Below are 19,714 nucleotides of genomic sequence, written 5' to 3'. Positions count from 1 at the left end.
TTGGCGTTCCGCATGTCTTAGGCGTCATCTGTTACGCCCGCGTCGCAGATCGGTGACAGGCGCGCAGCAGTTTCGTGACTCGGGGAAGTCAGGACAAGAAAAACCCGCCGATCCTCAGGGACCGGCGGGCTGTTTTTCTCACGCCCCTCCCGCAAGCGGGAGGGGATGGGGGAGGGCAGGCCACGGGTGTTGGTCTCTGTGAGACTCCTTTCCCTCCCCTCGGTCCCCTCCCGCCTGCGGGAGGGGATGCAGAAGTGGCTTAGAACCGCACCGCGACCGAGGCGGCATAGGTCCGGCCGTTCTTGTAGAAGGCGGTCGGACGATCGCGCGTCGCGTTATACTGGTAATAGGTCTCGTCGAGCAAGTTCTGCGCGTTGACCGACAGTGTGATCTCCTTGGTCAGGTTCACACCCGCCGAGAAATCGAGCTGGCTGTACGGCGCGACCATTTCGCGCGAGTTCAGGCGGCCGATCGTGCGGAAATAGCTCGAGCGGTAGTTGTAGCTCAGGCGCGCCTGGAAGATCCCGCTTTCGAAATAGGGGATCACGTTGACCGTGTGGCGCGACAGATACGGCAGGTTCAGCGCCGCACCCGACGAGTCGACCGACGAGGTCGAGCTGTCCTGGTACGAATAGTTCGCCTGGATGCCGAAGCCGCCCCAGATTTCGGTCTGGCCCGACACCAGCGCGCCGTTCACCTTCGCCTTGCCGCCATTGATCGGCTGGTTGACGTTGTACGTCGTCAGGCGATTTTGCAGCGAGTTGAAGAACACGGCGTTGGTACGCGTGTTGATGATGTAGTTCGAGATGTCGCGACGGAAGAGTTCGACCGCGATCAGCGAGCCGGCGCGCGGATACCATTCCGCCGTCAGTTCGTAGTTGGTCGACTCGTACGGCTTCAGGTTCGGGTTGCCGCCGCCGCCATCGAGCGTGATGTCGTTGAGCGAGGTCGCCGCCGCCAGATCCTGATAGCGCGGACGCGAGATCACCCGCGCGACCGAGCCACGGACTAGGAATTCCGGCGTGATCGAATAGGCGATGTTCACGCTGGGCAGGAACTTCAGATAATCGGTCGTGGTGGTGGTCGGCACCGGCACCGGGGTGACCGTGTTGGCCAGCGTCACGGCATAGTTGGACTGGTCGCGGGTGTAGACCAGACGACCGCCGATGTTGCCGCGCAGGCCGCCTTCATCAAAATTGGCCTGGACGTAGGACGCGATGACCGTCTCGCGCACCTTGGTCGACGCGCCGACCTTGGTGACCAGCGGGCTGTTGATCGAGTTGGCGAGGATGTCGATCACCGCCTGCTCAGGCAGGTTCAGATACTGGGTCGCATTGCCCATGCCGCCGCTGCCGTCGAAGACGCCGCCCGGCGTGACGAGCGTGGTGACGCCCAGCTGGTTGGCGGTCTGCGAGCTGGTCTTGTAGGTGTTGATGCCACGACCGTCGATGCGGTTGACGTGGTCGGTCACGCGGCTGCCGATCAGGATCTGCTTGAACGGACCGAACTCGACCGGGATGGTCGCGTCATAGCCGCCGAAGATGTCGCGGTCGGTGGTGACGCTATAGTCCAGGCCACCGATCTGCGCGCCGTTCAGCTGCTGGCCGTTGACGATGACCGGGCGGCCCTCGATCTGGGCGGGATTGTTGTTCGGGTTGGTGAAGTAGTTCGCCGGGTTGGTCAGGTCGCCCGTGAAGTTCACCGTCGCCGAGGTCGGCGTGAAGGCATAGTTGAACGGCAGCTTGGTCTGCACGTTGAACAGATATTCGGGATTGCGCCCGCCGGTCGCCTTCGACCAGCCGCCCGCAAAGTTGATCTTCGTGCCGTCATCGCCTTCCCAATCGGCGAAGAAGTTCAGGTTGTCGGTCTTCAGCTTGGTCTTGCGGACCAGCGTATCGAGCTGCGCCGACTGGTTCGGCGCGGCCGCGAAGCTGGCCGAGTTGACGACGCCGTTGGCGACATTGGCGGTCTGCAGCACGCTGCCGGTCCAGGCGACCGGGATCGTGTACATCGACTGGCTGTAGTTGTTGTAGTTGCCGTCGATGTGCAGGCCGTTCAGGGTCAGCGTCAGGTTGGGGGCCGGGCGATACTGCACGGTGCCCGACACGCTGGCGCGCTCACGGGTCTGCTGGAAATAGGCATAGTTGATGCCGAACGGCGCGACCGCGTTGATCAGGTCGTTCTTGGTGCCGCCGGTGACGGTGGCGTTCGGGTTGAGCAGCACGCCCTGGCCCGACGCGTCGCGCACGACATTGCCGTTAGCGTCCTTCTGGAAGAAGTCCGCGCCGCTCTGATAGCCGAAGAATTCGACACCCGCGCGGGTCAGCGCCTGCTTGTCATAGGTCGCGGCGACCAGGAAGCCGAAATTGTCGGCTTCGTTGTGCCAGCTGTACAGACCCGAACCGCGGACATTCCCCTTCTCGGAACGGTCATTGTACGTATAGCCGCCCGAGGCGAAGATCGAATTGGGTGCCAGGTCCAGGGGACGGCGGGTGCGCACGATGACCGTGCCGCCCAGGCTGCCTTCCTCGATGCGCGGTTCCGGCGACTTGTAGACCTCGAGGCGGTCGACCAGTTCGGGGGCCAGCAGCGAATAGTTGAAGGTACGGCTGGACGGGTCGTTGTCGTTGCCGCCCCAGTCGGCCGAGGCCAGCGCATGGCCGTCGAGCAGCATGCGGTTCAGTGCCGGGTCGGTACCGAGAATGGCGACCTTTTCGCCTTCGCCGAAGCGGCGGTCGATGCTGACGCCTGGGATGTGCGAAAGCGATTCCGCCACGTTGCGGTCGGGGAACTTGCCCACGTCCTCGGCGGTGATGACGTCGACGACGGCGTTGGCCTCGCGCTTGACGTTGATCGCGTTGCGCAGGCTGGAGCGGATGCCGGTGACCACGATGTCACTGGAGTCGCTGCCCGGTGCGGTCTGGGTCGGTGCATCGGCAGACGGCGTCGCGGTCTGCGCAAAAGCGGTGCCCTGGATGCCGGCGAGTGCGGTCGCCGTCAGGATCATGCCGCGGAAGCTCAACATGTTGAAATCCCCCAAAAAATACTCGCCGCTCCACCGCGCGCGCTCTTATTGTTGTCTGGGGATGGCTGGTGGCGTCCTCCCCGGCCGGCTTGTTATACGATATGCCGGAACTACCAACCTGTAACCAAACTGACATTGGTCCGTAAACGGAAAAAATATGACGTTCTTGTCATGAGACCATTGGGCTGGCGCATTGTCCGGCGTACTGCTTAAATGACTCATCTGTGAAAAACCCGCGCGGCGGTGGTCCCGGTGCGCGGCGCAAATGGGCCGGGGGAAGTTCAAGATGGTCATGTCACCAGTCCGCGCTGAAGCGCCGCTGCTGGAAATCTGCGTCGATGACGCGGACGGCGTGGCGGCGGTCGTGGCCGCGGGGGCGGACCGGATCGAGCTTTGCGGTGCGCTGGGTCTGGGCGGTCTGACGCCCTCGGCGGCGCTGGTGGCGCATGCGGTGGAGTCCGGTGTGCCGGTGCACGCGATGGTGCGGCCGCGCGACGGCGACTTCCGTTATGACCGTGCCGATATGGGACTCGCCACGAAAGAAATCCGTCACATGGTGGCGATGGGCGTCGCGGGGGTCGTGGTCGGGGCGATGGCGGACGACCAGCGGCTCGACTTGGACATGCTGGCGCGCTGGCGCGAGGCGGCGGCGGGCGTGGCCATCGTGCTGCACCGGGCGATCGATCTGGTGGCGGATCCCGTCGAGGCGGTCGGACAGGCGGCGGAGCTGGGCTATGACCATATCCTGACTTCAGGCGGGGCGGCGACGGCCGAGCAGGGCGCCGACGTCATCGCGAAGATGGTCGAGGCAGCGGACGGGCGCCTGTTGATCATCGCGGGATCGGGTGTCTCGGCGGACAATGTCGGGGCGCTGATCGCCCGGACCGGGGTCGATGCGGTTCACGCCTCGGCCAGCGTGCGTGAGGATTGGGGGGATTCGCGGGTGCTCGGCATGGGGTTTGCGGTCGGGCCCAGGCGCCGGACAAGCGCCGATCGCATCGCCGCGATCCGACAAAAGATAGGGGAAGGATAAAAGCCAATGTATGCCAAATATAATACCTATTGCCCGCTTGGTTCGGCTGCGATAAGCCTGTTGACGAAGCGGGGCGTGGCATGAGCGACGCCCGGGCAAAGGGGGATGGCGCGGCCATGACATTCTCGGCGCAGGTCGGCTCCTTCCGAAAGGGGAACCCCGCGCCGTTATACCTCCAGCTCCAGCAGCTGCTGCGCGATGCGATCACCAACAATGTCCTGGCCGAGGATGATGCGATCCCCGCCGAGCGCGATCTGGCGATCGAATATGACGTGTCCCGGATCACGGTGCGCAAGGCGATCGGCGGCCTGGTCGAGGAAGGGCTGCTGACGCGCAGGCGCGGCGCGGGGACCTTCGTCGCGGGGCGCGTGGAGAAGAGCTTCTCCAAGCTGTCCTCCTTCTCCGAAGACATGATCGCGCGCGGCCGCACGCCGAGCAGCCAGTGGGTCAGCCGCGCGCCTGGCACGGTGACGCCGGAAGAGGCGCTGTCGCTGGGCCTGTCGCCGGGGGCGCCGGTCTATCGTTTCCAGCGTGTGCGCTTCGCCGACGAGGTGCCGATGGCGATCGAGGTGTCGACCATTGCGGGCTTTGCGCTGCCCTCGATCGAGGCGGTCGACCGCTCGCTCTATGCGGCGCTGGAGCGGACCGGCAACCGGCCGGTGCGCGCGTTGCAGCGGCTGCGTGCGGTGCCGTTCGGGCCCGATCATGCCAAGATGCTGGATGTCGATCCGGGCCATGCGGGCCTGTTGATCGAACGGCGCGGATTTCTACGCGATGGACGGGCGGTGGAATATACCCAGTCCTTCTATCGCGGCGATGCCTATGATTTCGTCGCGGAGTTAACCGATGTCTGATGTGATGACCGCCGGTAGTGCGGGGACCAGCACCCTGATGGGAGCGGAAGCGGGGGAGGCACCGGAAGCGATCGCCCGGCTGCTGGCGCGCAACGCGCCCACCGTCCGGGCGCTGGCCGAGCGGCTGCGTGCCGCCCCGCCGCCGGTGATCATCACCATCGCGCGTGGTTCGTCGGACCACGCCGCGACCTATGGCAAATATATCCTGGAGACCAAGACCGGCGTGCCGGTGTCGTCGGCCGCGCCTTCGGTCGCATCGATCTTCGAAACGCCGATGAAGGTACAGGGTGCGCTGGTCATCGCTATCTCGCAGTCGGGGCGTAGCCCGGACCTGCTGGCGACGGTCGAGGCCTATCGCGCGGGCGGCGCGCATATCGTGGCGCTCGTGAACGATGAGGAGTCGCCGCTGGCGACCGGCGCGGACACCTTCCTGCCGCTGTCGGCCGGTCCCGAAAAGGCCGTCGCCGCCACTAAGTCCTGCCTGACCGCGTTGGCGGGTCTGGCGCAGCTCGCCGCCGCCTGGGCGGGGGACGAGACGCTGGAGGCCGCCCTGGGCGATCTGCCCGGTCAGGTCGAACAGGCGCTGGGCCTCGACTGGTCCTCGGCAGTCGAGGGACTGCGCGAGGTTAGCCAGATGTTCGTGCTGGGGCGCGGTTACGGTTACGGCGTCGCGCAGGAAGCCGCGCTGAAGCTCAAGGAAACCTGCTCCATTCAGGCCGAGCCGTTCAGTGCCGCCGAAGTGCGCCACGGCCCGATGCGTATCGTCGAGCCTGGCTATTCGGTGCTGGGCTTCGCCACCTCCGACGTGGCGGGCGAGGATGTGAAGGCGGTCGCCGACCAGTTCGAGGGCCGCGGCGCCAAGCCGTTCGTCGCGGGGCAGGGTGGTGCGCTGCCGATGGTCGCAGGCCATCCCGCGCTGGAGCCGATTGCGATGCTCGCCAGCTTCTACCGCATGGTCGAGGCGCTGGCGCTCGCCCGTGGCATGGACCCCGACTCGCCGCCGCATCTGCAGAAAGTGACCCGCACGCTATGACCCGTTTCCGTTTCGTCAACGGCCATGTCGCGACCCAGGGCGGCGTCCTGCCGGGTGTGGAGATCGTTTTGGACGGCGACCGTATCGCCTCGATCGGCGCCGTGGACGGCTCTACTGACACGATCGACCTGAACGGCGGCTGGGTCGTGCCCGGCTATATCGACACCCAGGTGAATGGCGGTGGCGGCGTGCTGTTCAACGACCGTCTCGACGTGGACGGCATCGCGACCATGGCGGCGGCGCATGCCGTCTATGGCACCACCGCGATGCTGCCGACCCTGGTCAGCGAGACGCCGGACAAGATCGCCCGCGCGCTCGACGCGATCGACGAGGCGATCGAGGCGAAGGTGCCCGGCATCGTCGGAATCCATGTCGAGGGCCCGGTGCTGAACCCGGCGCGCAAGGGCATCCACGATCCGACGCGCTTCCGCGATCTGGACGAAGAGATGATCGCCGTCCTGACCCGTCCCCGCAAGGGCAAGGTCATGCTGACCATCGCGCCCGAGCGGGTGCCGGTCGCCACCATCCGTCGTCTGGCGGAAGCGGGCGTGCTGGTCAGCGCGGGCCATAGCGAGGCGAGCTATGAGCAGGCGGTCGAGGCGTTCGGTGCGGGCGTCGTCGGCGTCACGCATCTGTACAACGCGATGCCCGCCATGCAGCAGCGTGTGCCGGGTCTGGCGGGCGCGACGCTCGACGATCCGCGGCCCTATGCGGGGCTGATCATCGACGGCTTCCACGTCTCCGCGCCGATGCTCCGGCTGGCGATGAAGGCGCGGCCGTTCGACAAGCTGATGCTGGTCACGGACGCTATGTCGTCGGTCGGTGCGGTGGAGAAGGACTTCGTGCTCCACGGCCGTCATATCGACGTGTCGGGCGGCAAGTGCACCTATACCGACGGCACGCTGGCGGGTTCGGACCTCGATATGGGGTCGGCGGTCGCCAATGCGGTCGAGCAGCTGCGCATCACCGTCGATCAGGCGGCGGCGATGGCCGCGACGCATCCGGCGGCGTTCCTCGGTCTGTCGCATGAGCGCGGGGCACTGGCCCAGGGCTTGCGCGCTGACTGGGTGGTACTCGACGCCGCGCTCAAGCCGGTCGAGACGCGTATCGCCTCGGCGGAGCCGGTCGCGGCATGACGGTCGCGCGCCGCGACCTTCTGCTGGGCAGCGCGGTGGTGGGGCTGGCGGGCGGCATTGCGCCCGTCCCAGCCTTCGCCGCCAGTCGCCGCCCGGCGGACGGCGCGGGCGCGCTGCCCATGCCCGAGCCCGTGGACCAGCTTCCGCCCGCGCTGCCGGTGCAGGATGCGGCCCGAGTCCTGATGGATCGTGGCTGGCTGTTCCATGAAGGCGATGTCGAGCCTGCGCCGCTCGACACGCACAACGCGACCTATCTGTCGGTCAAGGCGGGCAATGCGCGCGGCGCGGCGGCGGTCGATTATGATGACAGCGACTGGCAGTCGGTCGACCTGCCGCATGACTGGGCCTCGTTCCAGCCCTTCGTGAAGACCGCCAATGTCGCGCAAGGCTATCGCCCGCGCGGCATCGGCTGGTATCGACGCAGCTTCCGCCTCGACCCGGCTTTGCGCGGACGGCGGATCGAGCTGGAATTTGGTGGCATCGCGACGAACGCCACGATCTGGGTCAATGGCAGTGTCGTTTCGCACAATTTCTCGGGCTATAACGCGGTCCGCATCGACCTGACCCCGTTCGCGCGGTTCGGGGACGAAGCCAATGTCGTCGCCGTCCGCGTGGATGCAGAGGCGATGGAAGGCTGGTGGTATGAGGGCGCCGGACTCTATCGCCATGTCTGGCTGGGCGACTATGCGCCGGTCTCGATCGCGACCGACGGCGTGCATGGCGATCCGCGCAAGCGGGCGGACGGCTGGCATGTCCCGGTCACCGCGACTCTGACCAGCATCGTCGACACCGACAGCCCGGTCACGGTCGAGGCGCGCCTGCTCGATCCGCAGGGCAAAATGGCTGCGCAAGGACAGGTACAGGCAACGGTGCCCGCGCTGGACGAGGGCAAGGCGGTGCTGGACCTGCCGGTCGCCGACCCCATGCTCTGGTCGGTCGAGCGGCCGACCCTCTACACGCTCGACGTAAAACTGGTGCGTAACGGGCAGGTGGCGGACGAGCGGCGGGTGCCGATCGGATTCCGCACGCTGCGCTTTGACGCGGCCAACGGCTTTTTCCTTAACGACCGCCCCGTCAAGCTGAAGGGCGTGTGCCTGCATCAGGATCATGCGGGCGTCGGCACCGCCATCCCCGACGCGCTGCTCGGCTGGCGGCTGGAGCGGCTGAAGGCGATGGGCTGCAACGCCATCCGGTCCAGCCACAATGCGCCGACGCCGGAACTGCTCGACTGGTGCGACCGGCTCGGCTTCCTCGTGATGAACGAGAACCGGCAGTTCAATCCCGCGCCCGAATATCGCGCGCAGCTGGAATGGCTGGTCCGGCGCGATCGCAACCACCCCAGCGTCATCATGTGGTCGGTCTTCAACGAGGAACCGATGCAGGGCACGCCTGCGGGCGTCGAGATGGTCAAGCGCATGGCGCACTGGGTCCGCGCACTGGACGACAGCCGCCCGGTGACGGCGGCGATGAACGGCGCCTTCTTCAATCCGGTCAACGTCGCGCAGGTCGTCGATGTGACCGGGTTCAATTATTATCAGGGCGATTACGACCGCTATCACCAGCTGAACCCGGCCAAGCCGATGACCAGCTCGGAGGATACCAGCGCCTTCATGACGCGCGGCGCGTTCGAGAGCGATCCGGCCCGCCACATCGCGTCGAGCTACGACGTTGAGGCGGCGAGCTGGGGCGACACGCATCGGGGCGCGTGGAAGAAGATCGCCGAGCGTGCCTTCGTGGCGGGTGGCTTCGTGTGGACCGGCTTCGACTATCATGGCGAGCCGACGCCCTATGAATGGCCGAGTATCGCCAGCTTCTTCGGCATCATGGATCTGTGCGGCTTTCCCAAGACCGCCTTCGACATCCACCGCGCCGCCTGGGTCGACGACCAGCCGGTGGTCGCGATCGCACCGCACTGGAGCTGGCCGGGGCGCGAGGGCAAGCCGACCAAGGTCATGGTCCTGTCCAATGCCGAGCGCATCGTCCTTCGCCTGAACGGGAAGACGGTCGGGGAGGCGGCGGTCGACCGGCTGATGGGCAATGAGTGGACCATCCCTTATGCGCCGGGTCGGATCGAGGCGATCGCCTATCGCGGCGGCCGCGAGGTCGCGCGCGCCGCGCATGAGACGGTTGGTGTGCCGGTCGCCCTTCGGCTGACCCCGGCGCGCACCGTGATGGCGGGCGATACCGAGGACGCGCAGGCGATCACCATCGATGCCGTGGATGCCAGGGGCCGCCACGTCCCGACCGCCAATCTGATGACCCGCTTCACCATCGAGGGCGGCGCGATCATCGGGGTCGGCAATGGCGATCCCAACAGCCATGAGCCTGAAAAGGGCAATCAGCGTTCGCTGTTCAACGGCCTCGCCCAGATGATCGTACGGCCCGATACCGGGCGCGGGCGGATCACTATTCGCGCGACGGCGGACGGGCTGAAGCCTGCCACGCTGAAGCTCGACCGGCTGGGCGTGACGCCGCGTGCGCAGATCGCGGTGATGAACGGCGATATGGACGTGCGCGAATGGCGGCGCTCGTCGCTGCTGCCGACCAGGCCGTCGCCCGACCTCGCACCCGCCGCCAGCGACAATAATGGCTGGGCCTTTGTCCAGGCGGGTACGCCGACCCCGGCGGAGGGGGCGGGCTGGCGCGTCTATCGCGCGGTCGTCACGCCCCGGCGGGCGGTTGCGGCGCGCGGCGGCGAACTGCGGCTGACTTCGGTCGGCGGCATGGCGAGCCTGTGGGTCGATGGGCAGCTGGTCGCGGAGAAGCGCGATCCCAAGCCCGGTCCGATGACGTCGACCCTGCCGTCCGGCGCAGGCAAGCGGACCGTCGCGCTGATCGTCGCGGGGATGGGCAATATCGATAGCGGCCTGCTGGGCCGGGTGACGATCCGCCCGCGCTGACGGCGTGCGGGGACGCTCACGGGGAAGGAATGCAGTTTGGCGAAAGTGACGTGCGATGAGTGACCTGACCGTTTTTGCGCCGCTGGCAGGCTGGGTGACGCCGCTCGCCAAAGTGCCGGACCCGGTCTTTGCCGAGAAGATGCTGGGCGACGGTGTCGCGATCGATCCGGTCAACGACGCGCTGTGCGCGCCCTGCGACGCGACCGTGCTGACGGTGCATGAGGCGGGCCATGCGGTCACGCTGCGCAGCACCGACGGCTATGAGCTGATCTGCCATATCGGTATCGACACCGTGTCGCTGGGCGGCAAGGGGCTGACGCCGCAGGTACAGGCGGGCGCGAAGGTGCTGGCGGGCCAGCCGCTGATCCGCTTCGACCTCGACTATCTGGTCCAGAACGCCCCCGCTGTCGTCACGCCGATCATCGTGGCCGATGCCACCCGCTACGCCGTCGAGCCCATCGCCAAGGGGCTGGTCGCGGTCGGTGATCCGCTGCTGCGCGTCGTGCCGCTGGGCGTCGAGACGGTCGATGCCGACATGGGCGGCGACATGCTGGTCGAGGAAACGGTCGTCGCGCTGTCGCACGGCCTGCACGCCCGTCCCGCCGCGCGGCTGGTCGAGGCGGTCCGCAAGCACGATGCGCGCGTCACCCTGTATCACGGCGACCGCCATGCCTCGGCGCTGAGCGCCGTCGGTCTGCTGGGGCTAGGTCTGGGCCATGGCACGACCGTGCGGATCGAGGCGAGCGGGGCACAGGCCGCCGCTGCCCTGGCCGAGGTGATCGCTTTCCTGAACGACGCTACGCTGGAGGAAACGCCGGTCGATGTACCGGAGCCGGTACGCGGCGAGGGGCCGGGGCTGGGCGGTGTGCCCGCCGCGCCGGGCCTTGCAATCGGGCCGATCCACCGGCTGACCCGTGCCGCCATTCCGGTCGAGACGCGGGCGGGTACCGAGGAGGAAGAGCGCACCCGCCTGAACGAGGCGCTCGACACGGTGCGCGAGGGTCTGGCCCGGGCGGCCGCCGCCGGTGGCGCACGCGGCGGGGTGATGGCCGCGCATGGCGCGATGCTGGCCGATCCGACGCTGACCGACGCCGCTTTGGCCATGATCGGCCGGGGGATGAGCGCGGGCGTGGCGTGGCAGGAAGCGATCTCCGCGCAGGCGGCGGTCCTGTTGTCGAGCGGCGACCGCCGTATTGCCGAGCGCGCCGACGATCTGCGCGATCTGGAACGCCATGTGCTCGCAGCCCTGGCAGGCCTGCCAATCGAAGGGCCCAGCGTCCCGCAGGGCGCGATCCTGGTCGCCGAGGACTTGCTGCCCAGCCAGGTCGCAGCGCTCGACGCCGCCGTCGTGGCGGGCATCGCGCTGGTCAAGGGCGGGCCGACCTCTCATGCGGCGATCCTGGCGGCGGGCATGGGCCTGCCCATGGCGGTCGCTTTCGGTGAGCCGCTGGCCGCGCTGGAGGATGGCCGGGTCATCGTGCTCGACGCCGATCGCGGCCTGATCGACCCCGAACCCGATGCGGAGGCACAGGGTCAGGTGCGCGACACCATCGCCCGCCGCAAGGCCGAGATGGAAGCCGCGCGCGCCGCGCAGGGGCCCTGCCGCATGGCGGACGGCACCCGGATCGAGATGTTCGCCAATCTGGGCTCGGTCGCCGATGCCGAGGCGGCGGTGGCCGAGGGCGCGGAGGGCTGCGGCCTGTTGCGCACCGAATTCCTGTTCCTGGAACGCGCCACTGCGCCGACCCGCGACGAACAGGCCCGCGATTACCAGGCGATCGCCGATGCGCTGGGCGACCGGCCGATGATCGTCCGACTGCTCGATGTCGGCGGCGACAAGCCCGCGCCCTATATGGACTTGCCCGTCGAGGAGAATCCGGCGCTGGGCTTGCGCGGCATCCGCGTGTCGCTCGCCGATCCGCAGTTGCTGGAAGATCAGGTCGGCGCGATCCTGGCGGTGCGCCAGCCGTGCCGGATCATGGCGCCGATGATTGCCAGCCTGTCCGAACTGGAGGCGGTTCGCGCCGTCGTCGAGCGCCACGGTCGCAAAGCCGAGGTCGGTGTTATGATCGAGACGCCCGCCGCCGCGATTTCCGCCGATATTCTCGCACGTAAGGCGGACTTCTTCTCGATCGGCACGAACGATCTGACCCAATATACGCTGGCCATGGATCGCGGCAATGCGGCCGTGGCGGCGGGGGTCGACGGGCTTCATCCGGCGGTGCTGCGTCTGATCGGCACGACCTGCGACGGCGCGGCGCGGCACGACACGCCGGTCGGCGTCTGCGGTTCGTTGGCCGCCGATCGCCTGGCGGTGCCGATCCTGCTGGGCCTGGGCGTCACCGAATTGTCGGTGCCCCCGGCGCGGGTGGCGGCGATCAAGGCGCTGGTCGGCAAGCTCGACATGGTGAAATGCCGCGCCGCCGCGATTGCCGCGCTGGCGCTCCCCTCGGCGGCGGCGGTCCGCGCGCACATCACGACTATGCTTCAGGAGATCGGCGCATGAGCTCGCCCATGGCCACCATCCAATCGCTCGGGCGGGCGCTCATGCTGCCCATCGCGGTGCTGCCGGTCGCGGGCCTGTTGCTGCGCTTGGGCCAGCCCGACATGCTGAACATCGCCTTCATGGCGAATGCGGGCAATGCGATCTTCGACAATCTGGGCCTGTTGTTCGCGGTCGGTGTCGCCACCGCCTTTGCCCGTGACGGCAATGGCGCGGCGGCACTGGCGGGCATCACCTGCTACCTGGTCACCATCAAGGGTGCCGAAACCCTGATCGTGCCGCCCTCCGGGACGGGAGCCGGACTGGCCAAGGACATCGCCGCGACCGTCGAGGCGGCGTGGCGGACCAAGTCGGTCCATCGGTTCGACGTGCCGGTCGGCATCGTCGCCGGTCTGATCGGCGGCAATTTCTACAACCGCTTCGCCACCATCAAGATGCCGGAATATCTGGCCTTTTTCGGTGGTCGTCGCTTCGTGCCGATCATTTCGGGCATTGCGGGCCTGGGTCTCGCCGCCCTGCTGGGCGTGGCGTTCGGGCCGGTCAATGCGGGCATCGACGCCATGAGCCAAGGCATCGTCCAGGCGGGCGGGCTGGGGCTGTTCGCCTTTGGCGTGCTCAATCGCCTGCTGGTCGTCACCGGCCTGCATCACATCCTGAACACCGTCGCCTATTTCGTGGTCGGCGATTATCAGGGCAAGACGGGTGACCTGACCCGCTTCTTCGCGGGCGATCCGACCGCAGGCGCGTTCATGAGCGGCTTCTTCCCCGTCATGATGTTCGGCCTGCCCGCCGCGTGTCTGGCCATGTATCATGAAGCGCTGCCGGAGCGGAAAAAGGCGGTCGGGGGCATGCTGTTCAGCCTGGCGCTGATGTCGTTCCTGACCGGCGTAACCGAGCCGATCGAGTTCAGCTTCATGTTCCTGGCGCCGGTCCTCTATGCCTTCCACGCGGTTCTGACCGGTCTGTCGGAAGCGTTGATGAACGCGCTGGGCGTAAGGCTGGGCTATACCTTCTCGGCCGGTCTGTTCGATTACGTCATCAATTTCGGCAAGGCGACCAAGCCGCTGATGCTGTTGCCGATCGGCGCGGCCTATGCGCTGATCTATTATGCGGTGTTCCGCTTCGCGATCCGCCGCTGGAACCTGCAGACGCCGGGCCGCGAGGTCGAGGCGGCGGCCGAGGGCGAGGCGACCGAGATCGCCGGCGGGCGCGGGGCATCCTTCGTCGCGGCGATGGGCGGCAGCACGAACCTCAGCGAGATCGCGGCCTGCACCACCCGCCTGCGCCTGATCGTGGTCGATCCCGCCCAGGTCGACGAGCCTGCGCTCAAGCGGCTCGGCGCACGCGGTATCCTGCGTCCCTCGGCCAGCGGCGTTCAGGTCGTGCTGGGTCCGATTGCCGACGCCGTGGCGATGGAAATGCGCGCCGCCGTCGAGTCCGGGCCGATCGCCGCCACCGCCCGCGCGGCGGCACCGGTCACGGCCGCACCGGTCCAGGAGGTCGCCGCCAAGGCGCAGGCCAGTCTGCCGGATACGCTCGTGCGGGCCATGGGCGGCGCAGACAATATCGTCTCGGCCAGCCACCATGCCGGACGTTGGCGCGTCGTCCTTGTCGATCCCGCCCGTCAAGCCGGAACCGCACCGGGCCAGGCCAGGACGATCGCGACGGTGGCGCCCGACATCGTCCACATTCTGATTGATTAAATTACTGTCATCCTGACGTTAATCATATTGCCGCCTCAAGCGCAGGCTATATAGGCGCGCGTATCGGCTAATGAGAATGGATGACGGTCGCGTTTGGACGGTGACCGGGACGGAGGGAATTTTTGGTCAGCGAAGCGCCAGAAGTCTTGGACGATAAGCGGCTCTACCGCGCCCCGGCGCTGGAAAAAGGGCTCGATATCTTGGAGCTGCTGGCCGCCGAGGACCTGCCCTTGACGATGAGCGCGATCGTCACCCGTCTCGGTCGGTCGACGGGCGAGCTGTTCCGGATGATCCAGGTGCTGGAACATCGCGGCTATGTTTCGCAGGGGCCCGACGGTTATGTCATGACCTCTCGCCTGTTCCATCTAGGGCTGAAGCGTCCGCCGGTGCGCAGTCTGATGGAACAGGCCCTGCCCGAAATGCGGATGCTGTCTGACCGTATCGGCCAGTCCTGCTACCTCGCCATTCCCTCCGGCGCGGCATCCTCGGTCATCGCGCGAATGGAGGCCAATACCTCGGTCGGCTTCTCGGTGCGTGTAGGCTATCGCCGCCCGATCCATGAAACCCCATCGGGGCAGCTGCTCTATGCCTTCCAGCCGGATGAGACACGGGCCGAATGGGACGGCCTGTTCGACCCGCCCCTGTCGGATGAGCGTCGTGCGGCCCTGATCGCGACGACGGATGCAATTCGCTCTCAAGGCTTTGTGCAGACGGACAGCGCCGAACTGCCCGGCATGGTCGAACTCGCCGTGCCGATCATGCGCGGCGGGCGTGCCGTCGCCGTGCTGACCGTGCCCTTCATCCGCATTACCGACGCGACGGTGGATGTCGACCAGGCGCTGGCGGTGCTGCGAGCGACGGCGACGCGCATTTCCGAACAGCTGATCGGAAACGACGCCCGTATCTGAAGCCCGCGCCTGACGGCGGCCTGATCCCGACTTGTCCCGGCGCCTCTTCGCGGCGATAGGGTCGGTGCCCGATTGAACAAATCCGACGAGCCGGACTTTAGTCCCGATCGTCGGAGCGCCACGCCATGCGATCGATCGGACAGGTACAGGGGACCGTCAGTTGCTGTTGAAATATTATAAGGGATCGCTTCTGTTCACATTGCTCTGCCTGGCCATCGCCGCCTGGCTGGGCTTTCAGAGCACGGGAACGGTCCCCGGTACGCTCGGCATCCTGTGGATCGTGCTGGTGCTCGGCGTGCTGGAGGTGTCGCTGTCCTTCGACAACGCCGTCGTCAACGCGACCGTGCTGCGCGACATGGACGACAAATGGCGCCACCGCTTCCTGACCTGGGGCATCATCATCGCCGTGTTCGGGATGCGCATCGTCTTCCCGCTCGCCATCGTCGCGATCGCGGCGCATCTGGGGCCGATCGAGGCGGTGAAACTCGCGGCGGGCGATCCGGTGCGTTATGAGCAGATCATCACCTCCGCCCATGTCGGTATTTCCGGTTTCGGCGGCAGCTTCCTGGCCATGGTCGGCCTGAACTTCTTTCTCGACGACGAGAAGGAGGAGCATTGGCTGCCCGTGATCGAACGCCCATTGGCCGCGCTGCGGGACATTTCGGGGCTGGCGACCGGCATCGTCCTGCTGGCGCTCTATGCCATTTCGCGGTTCATCCCGGCAGACGACGCGATGACCTTCATCACCTCGGGGATTTTCGGCCTGCTGACCTATATCGCGGTCCATGCCATCGGCGTGCTGCTGGGCAGCGACGGCGATGCGGCGACGGGCGCGGCGGCGCGGTCGGGCTTCGCAGCGTTCCTGTATCTCGAGGTGCTCGACGCCAGCTTCTCGTTCGACGGGGTGATCGGTGCGTTCGCGCTGTCGAACAATCTGTTCATCATCGCGCTGGGCTTGGGCATCGGGGCTATGTTCGTCCGTTCGATGACGATCATGCTGGTCGATCACGGCACGCTCGCGCAATATCGCTATCTGGAGCACGGCGCCTTCTATGCCATCGTCGCGCTGGCGACGATCATGCTGCTGTCGGTGCGGTTCCATATTCCGGAGACGATCACGGGCCTGATTGGTGCGACGCTGATCGGTCTTGCCTTCTGGGCCTCGGTCCGCAGCAACCGCAAGGCGCCGCAGGACCTGCCGCATGGTGGTGATCCGGTACGGGCGGCGGGGAAGCCGATCGGCGACTGACGCCGTGATCGTGTCGCTTGCGGAACACTTTGCCCATGCGGGGGATTTCCCTTCCGAACGCTGGGCGAGGGACAGGTCATGTCGGTTTCTGCAATCGATACGCGACGGGAGCAAAGGTGCGCCAATGACGGGCCGCTGCTGACGGAATTGTTCCTGAAGGGGCGGGGGCGCGACACCATGACGGCGGAGGATGTCGCGAAGCTGGAGGACAGCGTCGAGGAGGTTCGAGCCATCCCCGCCCGCACCATCGTCATCCGCCAGGATGAACGGGTTCGCTACAGCAGCCTGCTGCTGGAAGGCGTGATGTGCCGGTACATGGACGACCGACAGGGCAACCGCCAGATCGTCGCCTTTCATGTCCCCGGCGATTTCGTCGATCTGCACGGCTTTGCGATGCGCCATCTGGACCATGACATCGCGACGCTGACCCCCGTGCGGGTCGCACTGGCGGGACATGATCGGCTGGAACGGATCGTCGCCAGTTATCCCCGGCTGACGCGGTTACTATGGTTCTCGACGCTGCTTGACGCGGCGATGCATCGGGAATGGGTGTTCCGGCTGGGGCGGCTGGAGGCCGATGGTCGCGTCGCGCATCTTTTCTGCGAGCTTCACGCGCGGCTGGCCATGGTCGACCTGGTTCGCGACGGCGTGTTCCGTTTCCCGGTGACCCAGATCGATCTGGCCGAGGCGGCGGGAATCACCCCGGTGCATCTCAACCGCGTCCTTCGCTCCCTGCGCGAGCGGGGCCTGATGACCTTTCGCAGTGGGGAGGCGCATATCCTCGACCTCGACATGCTGGCCGCGCTTGCGGATTTCGACCCCGGCTATCTCTATGGCGGCGGCCCGACCCTGGACAAGCCGGGCGCATGACCCCGCTCGGCGAGTCCGGCAGCGCCTATCACGGCGTTCATGACGATGCAGGCGTGGCGACCGCCGAATGCGGGGTCGTCATGCTCGACGGGCCCAATGGCGTGGCGGTGGCGATGACGCCCGCTGCGGCGCGTGCCACCGGCGAAGGGCTGATGGCGGCGGCCCGACTGGCAGAGGCGCAGGGCGGCGTGGGATAGGTCACAAGACTTTACCCACCGAAACACGGGCTTATGGTGATGATGCGCGTTTCATGACCGGGAGTTCACATTGCGTCATCTGTCCCTCGCCGCCGCCCTGGCGGTTTTGTTGAGCACGTCCGCCATGGCGTCTCCGCCCCAGGCCGTACAGGCCCCCGCCACCAACCCCCTGACCGCGCCATGGACCGGCCCCTATGGCGGAGTACCGCCCTGGGACAAGGTGAAGCCCGAGCTGTTCCCGGCGGCCTTCGAGGCCGCGCTCGCCGAACGCAAACGCGACTATGATCGGATCGCCAACAATCCGGCCAAGCCGAGCTTCGCCAACACCTTCGTGCCGATGCAGAATGCCGGACAGACGCTGAACCGCGTGATGACGCTGTTCGGGGTGATGACGGGCAATATGAACACGCCGGCCTATCAGGCGCTGGACCGCGAATGGTCGCCCAAGCTCTCCAAGGCGTCGGACGAAATCACCTTCAATCGTAAGCTGTTCGCGCGGATCGAGGCGATCTACAAGGCGCGGGACACCAGCGGCCTGGACGCGCAGCAGAAGCGGCTGGTCACGCGCACCTATGACAGCTTCGTACGGCAGGGGGCCAAGCTGACCCCGGCGCAGAAGGCGGAACTGTCTGCCTTCAACCAGAATCTGGCGATCAACTTCAGCGAGTTTTCGCAGCGGCTGCTCGCCGACGAAGGCACCGCGATCATCGTCACCGACGAGGCGCGGCTGGCAGGCTTGCCCGACAGCGTCAAGGCGGTGGCCAAGGCGGCCGCGGCCGAGCGGGGGCAGCAGGGTTGGGCGATCGTCAACACCCGGTCGGCGGTCGATCCGGTGCTGACCTTCGCCACCGATCGCGCGCTTCGCGAGCAGGTGTGGCGCGCCTTCACCAAGCGCGGCGACAATGGCGATATCAACGACACCAAGGCGACCATCGCCCGCATCGTGAAACTTCGCGCCAACCGGGCGCATCTGCTGGGCTTCAAGACCCATGCCGACTGGCGGATGCAGGACACCATGGCCAAGACCCCGGCCGCCGCGATGGATCTAATGATGCGCGTCTGGCCGGCCGCCAAGGCGCGCGTCGTCGAGGAAGTCCGCGACATGCAGGCCATTGCGGATAAGGACGGGGCGAAGATCACCATCGAGCCCTGGGACTATCGCTTCTATCAGGAGAAGGTCCGCAAGAGCCGCTACGACCTCGATCAGGCCGAGCTGAAACCCTATTTCGAGCTGAACAACATCATCCAAGGTTCGCTTTATGCCGCGAACCGGCTCTATGGGCTGGAGTTCAAGGAGATTACCGGCACGGTCCCGGTGTTCGAGCCGAACATGCGCGTCTGGCATGTGACCCGCAACGGCAAGGAAGTGGGCCTGTTCTACCGCGACGATTTCGCGCGGACGGGCAAGCGCTCGGGTGCCTGGGCGAACACCTATCGCGGCCAGCGCAACCTGCCGCCGGTGCAGAATGTCCTGTCGTCGAACAACAACAACTTCGCCAAGGGCGCGAAGGGCGAGCCGGTGCTGATCAGCCTGGACGATGCCGAGACGCTGTTCCACGAATTCGGCCATGCGATCCACGCGATGCTCCAGAACGTCACCTATCCGGGACTGGCGGGCACGCCGCGCGACTTCGTGGAATATCCCAGCCAGGTGAATGAGCATTGGCTGCTGACCCGCGACGTGCTGGATAAATACGCCCGCCACTACAAGACCGGCCAGCCCATGCCGCAGGCCCTGCTCGACAAGATCAAGGCGTCGGAAACCTTCAACCAGGGTTTCGCGACGACCGAATATCTGTCCTCCGCGATCGTCGACATGAAGCTGCACACCATCCCCGATGGGATCGTCGATCCGGCGGCATTCGAGGCGGCGACGCTGAAGGAGATCGGCATGCCGAAGGAGCTGGTGATGCGGCACCGCCTGCCGCAGTTCAATCACCTGTTCTCGTCGGACAGCTATTCGGCGGGCTATTACAGCTATCTCTGGTCGGAGACGATGGACGCCGACACCTTCGCGGCGTTCGAGGAAGCGGGCAGCCCATGGGACAAGGCGACGGCGGACCGCTTCGCGCGGATCCTGTTGTCGACGGGGAACGAGACCGATCGCGCCGAGGCCTATCGTGCGTTCCGGGGCCGCGACCCGGATGTGAACGCGCTGCTGAAGCAACGCGGCTTCCCGACGAAGTAAAACATTCCTCCCCAAGCTTTGCTTGGGGAGGGGGACCATCGCGCCAGCGATGGTGGAGGGACAAGGACGGACCAGCCAAGCCCCTCCACCACGCCCTGCGGGCGCGGTCCCCCTC

At 66.6% G+C, this 19,714-nt stretch carries 13 protein-coding genes; 12 read left to right on the top strand and 1 reads right to left on the bottom strand.

Annotated features, from left to right (window positions below; translation table 11 throughout):
* Nucleotides 1–259: 259 nt before the first annotated feature.
* On the bottom strand, nt 260–3,025 hold the full coding sequence (locus ACWKSV_RS07025; RefSeq protein WP_076716722.1) for a TonB-dependent receptor: 2,766 nt from the start codon (nt 3,023–3,025) through the stop codon (nt 260–262).
* 286 nt (nt 3,026–3,311) lie between these two features.
* On the opposite strand from ACWKSV_RS07025, the gene ACWKSV_RS07020 reads away from it, so the two are divergent.
* The 12 genes from ACWKSV_RS07020 (at nt 3,312) to ACWKSV_RS06965 (ending at nt 19,599) form a co-directional block, all read left to right on the top strand.
* Entirely contained in the window at nt 3,312–4,058 is a 747-nt protein-coding gene (locus ACWKSV_RS07020; protein ID WP_083706783.1) for a copper homeostasis protein CutC, read from the top strand.
* 116 nt (nt 4,059–4,174) lie between these two features.
* On the top strand, nt 4,175–4,912 hold the full coding sequence (locus ACWKSV_RS07015) for a GntR family transcriptional regulator (protein ID WP_056438491.1): 738 nt from the start codon (nt 4,175–4,177) through the stop codon (nt 4,910–4,912).
* Nucleotides 4,905–5,945, top strand: a complete 1,041-nt coding sequence (locus tag ACWKSV_RS07010; RefSeq protein ID WP_076716720.1) for an SIS domain-containing protein — start codon at nt 4,905–4,907, stop codon at nt 5,943–5,945. Before ACWKSV_RS07015 ends, ACWKSV_RS07010 begins: the two co-directional genes overlap by 8 nt.
* Nucleotides 5,942–7,081, top strand: a complete 1,140-nt coding sequence (gene nagA, locus ACWKSV_RS07005) for an N-acetylglucosamine-6-phosphate deacetylase (RefSeq protein ID WP_076716718.1) — start codon at nt 5,942–5,944, stop codon at nt 7,079–7,081. The genes ACWKSV_RS07010 and nagA overlap by 4 nt, the downstream gene beginning before the upstream one ends.
* Nucleotides 7,078–9,981 carry a beta-galactosidase GalA gene (gene galA, locus ACWKSV_RS07000; RefSeq protein ID WP_076716716.1) on the top strand — a complete coding sequence of 968 codons (2,904 nt, stop codon included), beginning with the start codon at nt 7,078–7,080 and terminating at the stop codon, nt 9,979–9,981. The genes nagA and galA overlap by 4 nt, the downstream gene beginning before the upstream one ends.
* Nucleotides 9,982–10,036: 55 nt before the next feature.
* Nucleotides 10,037–12,487 (top strand): phosphoenolpyruvate--protein phosphotransferase, encoded by a 2,451-nt coding sequence (gene ptsP, locus ACWKSV_RS06995; protein WP_191864439.1) that lies wholly within the window; start codon nt 10,037–10,039, stop codon nt 12,485–12,487.
* On the top strand, nt 12,484–14,187 hold the full coding sequence (gene nagE, locus ACWKSV_RS06990) for an N-acetylglucosamine-specific PTS transporter subunit IIBC (protein WP_172839670.1): 1,704 nt from the start codon (nt 12,484–12,486) through the stop codon (nt 14,185–14,187). Before ptsP ends, nagE begins: the two co-directional genes overlap by 4 nt.
* Nucleotides 14,188–14,333: 146 nt before the next feature.
* On the top strand, nt 14,334–15,095 hold the full coding sequence (locus tag ACWKSV_RS06985) for an IclR family transcriptional regulator (protein WP_237243385.1): 762 nt from the start codon (nt 14,334–14,336) through the stop codon (nt 15,093–15,095).
* A 163-nt stretch (nt 15,096–15,258) separates the two neighbouring features.
* Entirely contained in the window at nt 15,259–16,344 is a 1,086-nt protein-coding gene (locus ACWKSV_RS06980) for a DUF475 domain-containing protein (protein WP_076718250.1), read from the top strand.
* Between the two features lie 78 nt (nt 16,345–16,422).
* Nucleotides 16,423–17,214, top strand: coding sequence for a Crp/Fnr family transcriptional regulator (locus ACWKSV_RS06975; RefSeq protein WP_083706671.1), 792 nt, complete (start codon nt 16,423–16,425; stop codon nt 17,212–17,214).
* Entirely contained in the window at nt 17,211–17,411 is a 201-nt protein-coding gene (locus tag ACWKSV_RS06970; RefSeq protein WP_076716712.1) for a hypothetical protein, read from the top strand. Before ACWKSV_RS06975 ends, ACWKSV_RS06970 begins: the two co-directional genes overlap by 4 nt.
* A gap of 124 nt (nt 17,412–17,535) precedes the next feature.
* Nucleotides 17,536–19,599 carry a M3 family metallopeptidase gene (locus ACWKSV_RS06965; RefSeq protein ID WP_237243384.1) on the top strand — a complete coding sequence of 688 codons (2,064 nt, stop codon included), beginning with the start codon at nt 17,536–17,538 and terminating at the stop codon, nt 19,597–19,599.
* Nucleotides 19,600–19,714: the final 115 nt, after the last annotated feature.

This window comes from Sphingomonas sp. SphC10, from assembly GCF_057004845.1.
This window is presented reverse-complemented; position numbering and strand designations above follow the sequence as displayed.